7 protein-coding genes are annotated in these 12,029 nt (G+C 53.9%); all 7 read right to left on the reverse strand.

Features of this window, described 5'->3' with window-relative positions; all coding sequences use genetic code 11:
* Positions 1 to 178 precede the first annotated feature (178 nt).
* Positions 179 to 2,632 carry a glycoside hydrolase family 2 TIM barrel-domain containing protein gene (locus FHS27_RS09000; protein ID WP_246419331.1) on the reverse strand — a complete coding sequence of 818 codons (2,454 nt, stop codon included), beginning with the start codon at positions 2,630 to 2,632 and terminating at the stop codon, positions 179 to 181.
* A gap of 194 nt (positions 2,633 to 2,826) precedes the next feature.
* On the reverse strand, positions 2,827 to 4,824 hold the full coding sequence (locus FHS27_RS09005; RefSeq protein ID WP_184304324.1) for a beta-agarase: 1,998 nt from the start codon (positions 4,822 to 4,824) through the stop codon (positions 2,827 to 2,829).
* A 44-nt stretch (positions 4,825 to 4,868) separates the two neighbouring features.
* Positions 4,869 to 6,137, reverse strand: a complete 1,269-nt coding sequence (locus tag FHS27_RS09010) for a glycoside hydrolase family 117 protein (RefSeq protein ID WP_184304326.1) — start codon at positions 6,135 to 6,137, stop codon at positions 4,869 to 4,871.
* Positions 6,138 to 6,360: 223 nt separating this feature from the next.
* Positions 6,361 to 7,719 (reverse strand): Gfo/Idh/MocA family protein, encoded by a 1,359-nt coding sequence (locus tag FHS27_RS09015; RefSeq protein WP_184304328.1) that lies wholly within the window; start codon positions 7,717 to 7,719, stop codon positions 6,361 to 6,363.
* A gap of 34 nt (positions 7,720 to 7,753) precedes the next feature.
* The gene (locus tag FHS27_RS09020) at positions 7,754 to 9,445 is read right to left on the reverse strand and encodes a LamG-like jellyroll fold domain-containing protein (protein ID WP_184304330.1); all 1,692 of its coding nucleotides are present in this window, start codon (positions 9,443 to 9,445) and stop codon (positions 7,754 to 7,756) included.
* The gene (locus FHS27_RS09025; protein WP_184304332.1) at positions 9,442 to 9,972 is read right to left on the reverse strand and encodes a sigma-70 family RNA polymerase sigma factor; all 531 of its coding nucleotides are present in this window, start codon (positions 9,970 to 9,972) and stop codon (positions 9,442 to 9,444) included. The genes FHS27_RS09020 and FHS27_RS09025 overlap by 4 nt, the downstream gene beginning before the upstream one ends.
* A gap of 307 nt (positions 9,973 to 10,279) precedes the next feature.
* On the reverse strand, positions 10,280 to 11,833 hold the full coding sequence (locus tag FHS27_RS09030) for a sulfatase (RefSeq protein WP_221224970.1): 1,554 nt from the start codon (positions 11,831 to 11,833) through the stop codon (positions 10,280 to 10,282).
* Positions 11,834 to 12,029 lie beyond the last annotated feature (196 nt).

A 12,029-nucleotide genomic window follows, 5' to 3' on the forward strand; every position in this document is an offset into this window, starting at 1 on the left:
CACAGAAGTTAGTTCACAGAACAAAGGTGCCAATACGTGCACCGGATCAACGCATCCTTCGACCAACGCGCCAACACGTGCAAAAGCAACCGCGTAAAGGAAAGCTGATTCGCTCGCCCTCGCAGCGAGGTCAAATACGCCTCGATCAGCTCCGGGCGTTTGCAACACAAATTTGCATCTACTTCACATCGAGCGAAGTGACATCGGATTTCAATCCATCCGACTCGGCAAGAACCTTAATTTCGCCAACTTGGTTACCCGATTTCACGATCAGCATGCAAAGCCCGTTGAAGGCCTCTCGGTGATCAGCGATGAAGGGTGCCGTTGTCGCGGCATTCCCGTTACCAACAGCTGCGATCGATCCTTCTCCTTCAACCTTGAATCGAACGAGATTGGATGCCAGCGGGCAGAAATTGCCCTCGGCATCCTCGATTCTCACGGTCACGTACGACAGGTCGCTGCTATCGGCGGATAGTTCGCTCCGGTCGGGAACCAATTTGATCTGGGCCGGCGTTCCCGCGGTTTTGATTTCCTTCTCGGGAACCGGTTGGCCGTCGTTGTAGCCGACCACTCGGAGGGATCCCGGTGCGAACGGCACCTCCCACGACAATCGATATTTCGACATGAGATGATCACTCTCGTATCGATTGAATTTGACCAAGATTTTGGTCAGGTCCTTGCCTTTGACTCGCCGTCCGGCTGACTCACCGTTGACGAACAACTCGACTTCTTCACAGTTGGTGTAGGCGTACACGGGAATCATTTCGTGCCCTGTGTTCTCCCAATTCCAATGAGGCAACACGTGAACCATCGGCTCATCAGTCCACTGGCTCTGATACAGATAGAAACGATCTTTTGGAAAACCACACAGGTCGACCGCACCGAAATACGAACTCCGTGACGGCCAGTCGGCGTTCCAATAACCATTGGTGCTATTGTCTTTGCCGCCGTAAGGTGTCGGCTCGCCGAGGTAATCGAATCCCGTCCAAATGTATTCGCCGAGAACTTCCGGATGTTTTTCCAATGCATCGAATTCGATGTCGGGTGGGTACGCCCATGGAGGTCCGATCAGATCGTAACTGGTGACCTGTTTTGACTCGTGCGTTTGGTATTTTTCAATCGGCAAATGATAGACGCCTCGGCTGCTGGTGCAGGACGACGTCTCGGATCCAACAACAGGATTATTGGGCAGGTAACCGTTAACCGGCTCACCATACGCCAGCGGTTTGTAATTCATCCCTGCAATATCGACCTGTCCGGCCATCCCGGTCGCATAAGGACCTGGGTACCAGTTGAATCCACAGGTGGTCGGACGGGTGGTGTCGAGCGACTTTACGTAGTCATTGAGCTGCTTGGCGATGCGGTTGCCGTCTTCTTTGCTGGACTGTTCCAGGATTTCGTTTCCGATACTCCACATGAAGACCGATGGGTGATTGCGGTCGCGACGGACCATGTCTTTAATGTCGCGTTCGGCCCACTCTTCGAAGAACTTGTTGTAACCATTGGGCACTTTGGCCTTCATCCAAACATCAAACGCTTCGACTTGCACGAGAAGTCCCAATTTGTCGCAGAATTCGAGCAATTCATTGGACGGTGGGTTGTGGCTGGTGCGAATCGAATTGACACCCATCTGCTTCATGATTTGCAGTTTGCGTTCGATCGCTCGGCGATTGACAACCGAACCGAGCGGTCCGTTGTCGTGGTGCAAACACACGCCCTGAATTCGAGTGTGTTTTCCATTGAGCGAGAAGCCTTTCTCTTTGGAAAATTCCAATGTGCGAATTCCGAACGTGGTGTTTACGCCATCGACAGCGTTATCGCCATCAAGAACCGTTGTGGTCAATCGATATAAGTTCGGCGAATCGATATCCCATAATTGTGGCCCGCGAACGGTCAATTCCGTTGAGGTTTCGGTTTCGCCCTTCGTTGTCGCTGATGCCACTTTCGCACCTGACGGATCAAACACGTCATATCGCAACTGCACGTTTCGGCTTCCGAGATTTCCCGTGAGGGTTGTTTCGACAGAAATAGTCGCTTTATCCTCACCCACCTTCGGTGTCGTCACGAATGTTCCCCACTGAGCAACACGAATGGGATTGCGGACATCGATCCACACGTTTCGGTAGATCCCCGCACCGGGATACCAACGCGACGAAAGATCTTCGGGAATCAACCTTACCGCGATCGTGTTCGAACCGTCCTCGTTGAGGTACTTGCTGATATCGAATTGAAATTCGATATACCCGTATGGACGATTCCCTACGAATTGTCCGTTGACCCAGACGTGAGCGTCATACATCGCGCCATCGAAGGTAATCAGAACCGCCTTCCCCTTGGCATTCTCCGGCGTCTCGAATGTCTTTCGATACCACCCCGTACCATGAAACGGCAATCCACCGGCGCGGGCGTTGTACTTCACATCAAACGGCCCCTCGATCGCCCAATCGTGCGGCAACTGCTGGGGTCGCCATCCTGAATCGTCAAAGTCCGCCGCCTCGGCTCCCGGTGCATCGCCGTTATGGAACAACCAACCATCGTTAAACGATTGCCGGTAGTCACCGCGTGCATCGGCCGCAATGGCCAGGATCGCCATCGCGAGGGTCAAACAAAACATCATCTTCAGGCGGATCATGGGGGGCATCCTTTTCAATACAACTTCGTGCCAGGTGGCAATTCGGGAACTCAAGAGAGGGTTTCGTTAGGCTTCAGTTTTGTTGTCGATTTCATGTTGCGGAAACGCCGACGCCACCCATCGCTTTGACGAACTGACGGTCAACACAACCTGCGTTCGCGAGGAATTGATGCCTCACGTCAACATTCCGATTTTCACGGAGTTTCCTTCACGGCCACACGAATCACGACGCTGCCAACGGCACCGTCCGATCCGTCCGCGAACGATACGGAAACCGTGTTTGCAGCTTTGATCAACGTGGGGTCGAGTGGAATCAATTTCGTCATCGCATATTCACGATCCACAAAACGCTCCGCGCAGTCCTCCATCGGAACGTCGAGAACGATGCCGTTGAATCGCACCACCGGCGTTTTCAAAGCGTCGGGTGATCGAGTGACACCGATTCGCAATTGGGCATAATTGATAGGCTCGTTTTGAGGCACATGAACCGAAAAAGTTGCGTCCTGCATCGGTTGCACCACCTTGTCGCCGTAACAGACCAACTCGTTCACGACACGCTTTTGCTGAATCGGTTCATCCGCCTCAGCGACAATCATCACCGATTCGCGTCCCGCCAACGTCAGCGTTTCGGGTGTGGGAATCGTGTCTTCGGAATAGAACGCGGTGAAATCCGTGTTCCGGCCCAATCGGCGCACCTCCACGTTCTCGGTGGAAATGCCACTCAGATCAACGGTCTCCGATTCGAAGCTCTGATTGTTGATGGCCAGAAACAGTTTGTTCCTGTCAACGAACGCCCGCACCTGCAAATCGGGATCATCACAGAGTGCCTTCACGCGACGCCCCCCCAGACCTCGAAAATACTTGAAGTACATCATCAGGTCCGTTTCGACCCAACGCGTCTTATCCTCGTAGTCATGAGCAACGTACAACTGTGCGTAATACTTTGGCCCCCAAGCCCATGTATTGGGCAATAGAAATGGGACCGTCTTCTGAACGCAATGCGGATGCTCGATGAATGCCAACGTGTTCGCCACGATACTGCTGACGTGTCCGAAGTTAACGATCGATCGTTTCTTCATCTCGTAGTCCCACGAAGCAGGGTCAGCGTCGGGATATTGCTCCGCCATGATCTCACCGGCGACGAATTCCCCGTCGTACTCGCCTTTGGGGTCGCTGCCGATGTAACCGCCCTGTTCACTGACGACCACGTCGATTTCTTTTCCGTACGTGTTCACCGTGTAGTTCTGCACCAGATCAAGCGTTCCTTCGAGAGCAAGCCCGGACTGGATACGCCCCTTGAAATCCCCCTCACGCCAACGCAAATAGTCGTAGGTGTGGAACGAATAGAAGTCCATCTTGGCATCCGTTCGCTCGATAAACTCCGTCAGACCGTCGAATGCTTTGTATTCGTTGCGGTAGAAATAGCAGACCGGAAGACACGGTCCGCCAACCTTGACACCCGGCGTTGCACGATGCACAAACTCCATCGTTTTGAGATGCCAATCGGCGAGGTGCTGAGTCTTTGGAAACGACCAATGCGGTTCATTGACGGGCTCGTAATATTGCGGCCGATCGAAGTCGTTGAAACCAAACCGCAGAACCGCCGCCGACAGAAACGCTGCGGCATCGAGGTTTTTGGGCAGGTACTGCGAATGTTTCGGGTCCTGTACCGATTCGCTCGTCTCGAACCGCCCCATGTACTCGGGGAACGCGTTGTGATGACCGTGCGCGGCCACGTTAAGATTCGCTCCAAAGTCCTTCCGCATCCGCTCGGATGGTTCCACCGCCTTCTTATTTCTCAGACGCGAAATATCTGGGTACCCGGGTCGATTCGGATCTTCGCTTAACGTTTGTGCGGGATGCTTGACCACACCCAAACGACGACCGAACGAAATCCCCAATTCCTTAACGAGGTAGTCGTACATCGCATCGTCTTTGACCTGATTTTCAAATCCCGTTCCAGGATCACACACGTTGAAATAACGTTTGCGTTCGACGTCGGTAATCCCCTGGATCGCACGGGTCATCTCAGGCTCCACCACGATCGACGATCGGCGGCTACCGGAGGTCTGCTCTGCGACGATGCCGCCTTTCTGGTCTGCAACCGCATGCTGCGATACGAGCAAATTGGTCACCAACACGACGACACTGCATCGAATCAATCGCATTTTGAAAACTTGTTTTGCACTCATGTTTCTTTAGCCAATTTTGTCTCGCACGCTAGCGTGCAATGCGCCTATTGATTGTTCGCGTGCTCGCGGATCTTCCGATTGGATTCCTCAATTCGCTTTCGTTGCGTCTGACCGAGTCCTTGTTGGTAATAGATCTCAGGTTTCAGATACAAACCGGTGCGTTTCATCACCGGATCATTGAGGTCCAAACTCAAATCGCAATCAAAGCGTGTTAAAACCGCGTGGTTCTGGTCCCATGTCGTCGCATTGGTGAAGTGAGAGATTCCCCACGTGATTCCCCGGCCGTCTTTGGTATCGGTAAAGGCGTCTGGAATGAACGGACCGCCCGCGGTGGGCATCAGGTTGGTGATCGACGCGATCTCGAAGTTAACACCGTCTTCGGCAAACTGAACGGTAGAATGTTCGTTTCCATCGCGAATCACGAGCGCGGCGATTCCTTTTCGGAATGGAAACAGTGTCGTTTCGTGCCCCGAGTTGATGACCGGGTTGAGAGGGTGTTTTTCAAACGGTCCCAAAGGATTGTCCGCAATCGCGAGCCCCTGCATGCGAACCAAATTCGGTTCGCCGTCGAAGTCCGATTTGTAGTAGAGATAAATTCGGCCTTTGTACACCAATGGATACGGATCATGAATTGAATACTGATCCCAATCTCCGGAGCCCCCATTGGGAATCACGACCTGATTGTGAGGAGTCCAGGGTCCATCGGGTGAGTCGGCATACGAGACAGCAACCGGACAATCGTCCCCACGTTTCCCGCTCGCTTCCATGAATCCCTGATAGTAGAGGTAATACTTTCCTTTCCACTGCAGGATGTCAGTCGTGGAAACGGAACGCCATCCGACGTTCGGTTTCGGTGGACGCGGAACCGCCACGCCTTGTTCCTGCCATGTGAAGCCGTCTTCACTGGTCGCGTACCAGATATCACAGAGGTCCCAATCGCTCGACGGAATCGTATCGGTCGATGCGGCGGCGCCCTTCGGTGGCGTCGGAGTGTCGCGTTTGGTGTACCAAACGTAGTACTTCCCATTGGCAAAGATCACTTTCGATGGGTCGCGTCGCGAGACCGTGCCGTCCTGGTCGTGGTAATCAAATCCCTTGAGCTTCGTGTACTTGAACTGCGAATACAGTTCGTTGTGTTCAGGTCGCGGTGCCGACCACTGCGAGTAGTTCCGCGACATCGCCGCACTCATCGGACGATCCGGCTTTGACTCGGGAAGGACAAACGGAAATCCAGACTCCTGGGCGTTCGCGGAAGCCATCCAAACGACCAACAACAGGGGACTTACTAACAATGTGACTTTCGTGGTGTTCATATTTTCAAGAGTGACCTACGGATTCGAGCGGGCTCTCGCCATTGCTAACTGTCAACAATAACGCACGTGAATTGAGATTCTATTCCCCTTTAAAGGCGTTTGCAGTAGCCGATCTGCCCTTCCTCGCATCTCTGGCCGAAATATAGACTTCGGCACAAACAAAACACCGGACCGCGAGGCACTTCTACCTCGCGAACGGCGTCTGCTGATTCAATCCGCCGCACTACAGCGCGTAATACTGCTCCCAGCCCTTGCGCGGCGTATCCTTGAGCAGTGAGTTCGCCAATTCGTTGTTCGTGATCTGTTTGGTTTCACGATCAAACTCCAACTCGCCGCCGAGACGTTGTGCGAGACATCCGAGTACCAGAACCTGCGACAGAGGTCCTGAGACCGAGAACGGCGATCGAGTCTCTTCATCGCCCCGGCAGGCAAGCAAAAAGTTGGCGTAGTGGTCAGAGTTTTTTCCGAAGTCCGTTTGCATCCGTCCGGTTGATTGGAGATTGTTTCGCTTTTCCTCAGACAGGATCTCCAATTTCGATGAATGGCTGCCGCCCTGGAAAACGTAGTCACCCGAGTAAATGAACTTGCCAGGAATTTTAGCATCGAGTTTGCGACCCTCGAAATCATCAGGCAACGGCGGCAGGTTATCGGTACCGTCGTACCAATCAATGTCCATCGGTGGCATTGCGCCACGTCGTGGAAACTGAAAGTTAATCGTCGATGCGAGTGGGTAAATGAGATCGTTCGGCTGCACTAATTTGGTCGCCGAAATCTTTTCGGGCATGCCTAGGTCGAGGAAGCGATGGATCGTATCGAGAATGTGCGCCCCCCAGTCGCCAAAACATCCCGTTCCGTGCTGGTACCAACCACGCCAGTTCCCAGGATGAAACTTTTCGCTAAACGCATGAGTCGGCGTCGTGCTGTGCCATAGGTTCCAATCCAACGATTTCGGCGCCGTCTCGCCGGTTGGCATGGCCTGAATATCACCCCACGGATGCCACCGACGCCACTTATTCATGTACGCATCGACGTGCGTGACATTGTTGATAATGCCTGCGTCCTGCCACGCTTTGAACTGAAAATAGTTGTCGCCGGAATGACCTTGGTTGCCCATCTGGGTTGCGACACCGTATTTCTTCTCCGCGGCCATCAACAATTCGATCTCTTCGAACGTGCGGGCGAGTGGTTTTTCGGTATAGACGTGTTTGCCCGCCGCCATGGCCGCCATGCTGATGGGAAAATGAGAATGATCGGGCACCAGCACGACCACCGCATCAATCTCCTTGCCCATCTTGTCTAGCATCACCCGCCAATCCTGGAACACTTTCGCATCGGGAAATTTTTCCTTCGTCGCATTCATATGCGGGTTCTCGGGATCGACGTCACAGAACGCAACGAAATTCGCAATCCCCGCTCGCTCAAAGTTTTCAATAATCCGAGGGCCACGCCCGCCAACGCCGCACCAAGCAATGTTGACTTTTTCATTGGCGCCGAGAACGCCCCCCTGAGCACGGCTAGGCAGACAGTTTGCAGCGGCAGCGGCACAACCGCTCAATAGTGCGGTACGTCGATTAAGTTTCATCGTTTAAAAGTCCATCAAAAAGCGTTTGTGTTTGTTAACGGCCCACATCGTAGATTTCACGTATCGCATCGGCATCGAGCACCGACCGCAACAACATGAACTCGTCGATCCTGCCATCCAAATTTCGAATCGGTTCATCGCCCGTTTTCCGAGGGCGGAGCCAGTTGCCGATTTCAGCGGCACCGATGTGCAGCGGTTCGGCACGTGGTAACTCGTTCCATGCGGCCTGCTCACCGTTGACATAGTGACGAACCAATTTGGAATCCGCGTCATAGGTCGTCGCCAGATGCGTCCAACGCCCCAGAGGCGACAAACTCGCGAGATGCTTTGATCCGCTGCGCATCTGCCGGCGCTGCGCCCGCGTCGATTGACCGATCCCCAGTTTTAAATCGCCCTCTTTTGCAATTTGCCAGTGCGGTCGCCAATCATCAAAGTCATCAGTCAACAACAATGCCTGGTTCACCCCCTTGAGTTCATCGATGCGAACCCAACACGCGAACGTGAGGTGCGGAAAACGCCCAGGCACACGAATCCGAATCCGATCGGCGGTGTTGTAAAACCCCAACGCCCGTTTCTGCGGCCATCGTCCATCTAGTAATTCACATCCCACAACGGTCGCCTTCACATTTTCTCGCTGCGACGCCGCAAGATTGGCGAGCCCTTCCCGTGCCAGCATTTGCTTGTTTTTGCCTTCGAAATTGAAGTACAGCAACAGGTCGCTGCGTTTAGAAAACGCTTCACTCCAACTCCGCCATCGTTGATATTGATCTGACACGGATCGATCGATCGCAGATGCCGACGGAAAACCATCGAGGTCGAGCGTCGTCTCTCTCATTTCGAATTCCGGACTGATCTCGACGCTTTCGCCTTCGAGCACCGCTTTGCGTCGAGACTCAACCGCTAATTCGCTCGCCCCTTTCGGATACAAATCGACCAACCCGTCAATCACATGAACACTCGAAACACCGTCGCCGGTTGACGCGATCGCGAACTCGGTGCCTCGGTCCACGAGCCGAACCGATTCCGTCGTCACGGTATAACCTTCAGCGCCGTCAGGAACGATCGCGCGCAGTTTGCCGTTACGCAAATGGGTTTGATCCAGCGACACCAAATTGAGATCGACGGGCCCCTCCAAATACAAAGTCACCCCGTTGTAGACGCGTATCTCCGCAAACCCCGACTCCAGACGCAATCGACCAGGGCTCAACTGCATCGGCGGAGTTTCCCCGTCCTGCCACACGTCACCGGAGGCCTGGGTCAGCATTGCAATGGCATCATTCGCGGTGAAGGAAACCGCTACCGCGTCCATCACCGAGCCCCGTTCGACCGCTCGCCGCTGCCAAGTCGCCATGAACAAAACTACGACAGCCACCCCGGCAGCCAACCCAAAGCTCCATCGCTGATCACGCCACCGCGTCCCTCCTTCGCCTGCTCTGCTCCGTTTCGTTGGCTGCTCTGCGACGGCTTTGTGTACGCAACTACTATCCGAGTCACCTTCATCGACCTGACAGACCAAATCGACCAAGTCGACGATCGCAGTGCCATCGAGCTCCTCACTCAGCATCGAATCCAATCGAAAGTAATCGACCCAAACTTCTAATTTTGCCGGATCGCGCCGTACCATCTCTTGAACACGCATAGCCTGCTCGCGCGTCAGGGTCCCCTCGAGTGCGAGTTGCAGAAGCTGATCAAACTCGTTGTCTTCTCGTTTGCCTTCGCTTGTCATTCTTGCGTCCCCAATCGCGATTCGATGCATTGCATCAACAATCCCCGGATCCGATAGAGCGTTTGCCGGATCGAACCGGACGGCCGACTCATTTCTTGAGCGATTCGGCCGATGGCAAGATTTTGCGTGTACCGCATCTCAAGCAGCGTGCGCTGTGCCGGCGGCAAACGTTCCAAGCATCCTCGCAACGCCGATCGCTCGTCATCGAAGCCCGCTGATCGTTCGGATGCCAAGTCAGCGATCTCAAGAATGAACGACTCATCGAAAACCAATCGATCTCGCGAATATTTCCGAATACGCTCCATCACCTTGAATCGTGCCACTTGGCTAGACCATGCCCAGAAATCAGTCCCAATTTCGAAGTCGCCGGCCTTCTTCCACAACACCATATTGACCTCCTGGAGAAGATCATCGACGTCATCGTGCCCAGTCAGCAAAGATCGCAAAAACCCACGCAACCGCGATTGGTGCTGAGCGATCAGCCCAACAACTTCGGACTGCGGATCTTTCGGCTCTGGCGTGTTCAAGTGATTTTTTCATTGCCGGTCATTGAGCGGTTCGCGATACGTATTTCAATCGCAGGCGACGGGCTCCGATGCGTCCGTCAAACGGCTAATGACGCAGCCGCCTCGACCGTCAACAAGAAACATGCAATTTTTTGTCGCTGCCGCCGGATCGGCACCCAATGCAACATTTTGCCAACCTTCCAATCGAAATCCTCATCAAAACGAAATTCGATTCAGGGAAATACGTGACGTCTGCATCCGTCGAACAGAATGAACATCCCTGGACCGAACGGCCAACACCGACGGATCCCGTCATCACGATGGCCGATCAATCGACATCGCTGCCCCACCATCCCGACTTGCTTCCCGGCGTCCAGGAATCCTTCAAGAAGTCAGCATGCTGCGTTTCGAGCTTTTGCATTCGGCGGGTTCTGAGCGCCTCAATCTTGGCGTCAAATTTCTCTTGCGTGAATCGAGGATCCGGCTGAGGGAAATTTGCCCCGGTCTCCGCCAACCACTGATCGAGACGCTTGCGCAGTGCCGACGTTCTCTCGGGATGGACCGACGCGACGTCGTTCGTTTCTCCGATGTCAGCAGTCAGATCATAGAGTTCGTTTCGCCCATCTTCGTGGTAATAAATCAGTTTCCAATTTCCCGCACGAATGATGGATGACGGTTCTCCACCCTGGTTTCCGTAATGAGGATAGTGCCAGAAAAGATCGCGTTCAGGAATTTTGTCCCCTTTCAATACGGGAACCAAACTCACGCCATCAACATGTTGGTTCGGCATCAACGGCAGTCCGGCGAGTTCGAGCATCGTTGGATAGAAATCCATTCCAATTACCGGAACATCTGAAGCGGTACCTGACGCAGTCATGCCGGGAACGTGAATGATGTATGGCTCGTGAATGCCGCCCTCCCACTGCCGACCTTTGCCGCCACGAAACGGCAACAAACTCGTTGAGAATGCGTCACCGGAAGAGACACCACCGTTGTCCGACGTAAAGATAACAACCGTGTTTTTGTCCAGACCGGTCGCTTTCAATTTTTCCATCACGATACCAACGGCGGTATCCATCGATTCCACCATCCCGGCGTAAATTGGATTGTCTTGCACCTGACGGACTGCGAGCCGACGATCGAATTTGAACCGCGGAGCATTCCCCGTTAGTCCCATCGCTTCGGCTTTGTCACGATACTTCTGCCACAGTTCCTTCGTCGTTTGGATCGGTCCGTGAACGGTGTAAAACGAAAGGTAGGCGAGAAACGGACGATCTTGATTCGACTCAATAAACGACGCGGTTTCATTTGCCAGTCGCAAGGTCAACAACTCACCGTCGGGTCCGTTCTCTAATCGAGGATTCACCCACGGGGCAAAGTACCCTCCGGCGGGAGATCCCTTATCCCATCCGCCCTTGTTGATCATGAACCCATGATCTTCCGGCCACGAGCCCTCTTCACCGAGATGCCATTTTCCGGAAAAAAATGTCGTGTAGCCCGCGTCACGCAAGGCTTCAGCGATCGTAATTTCCTCTTGAGGCAAATGGTGAACATACTCCGCCGGCAGCACGGGATCGTCACGATCCCACCGAGTCCCGTGAGCAGCACCGATCCAATCGGTGATTCCATGTCGAGCCGTTGCCTTGCCCGTCATGATGCTTGCCCGCGAAGGACTGCACACGCGACATGCCGCATAACCCTGATCGAATCTCATCCCCGAGGCCGCCAACGCGTCCACATTTGGGGTCTCGTAAAACGTACTGCCGTTGTACCCCAGATCTCCAAAACCGAGATCATCGACGAGGATGAACACGAAGTTGCGTTGCCCGGCCTCGGCCGCGCAAGCAAACACGCACAGGAGAACAATTAAGAGGTATCTCATTGAAATTTCTTTAATTACTTGCTGATGTGGGGTCAGTGAAATCATCGTGTAAACCTGTCCCTCTGGTCGCCGGCACGTTCGCAACATGTTGTGACGACCGTCCGCAACCGAAAACGCACGATGGCTTCACAGCATAGCGACCACGACCACCGTCATCAAAAGAGTTCTCAATTCCGCATGCGCTGCCGCCACCAAA

The organism is Aporhodopirellula rubra (assembly GCF_014192335.1).
In the GTDB taxonomy this organism is placed as follows: Bacteria; Planctomycetota; Planctomycetia; order Pirellulales; family Pirellulaceae; genus Rhodopirellula; species Rhodopirellula rubra.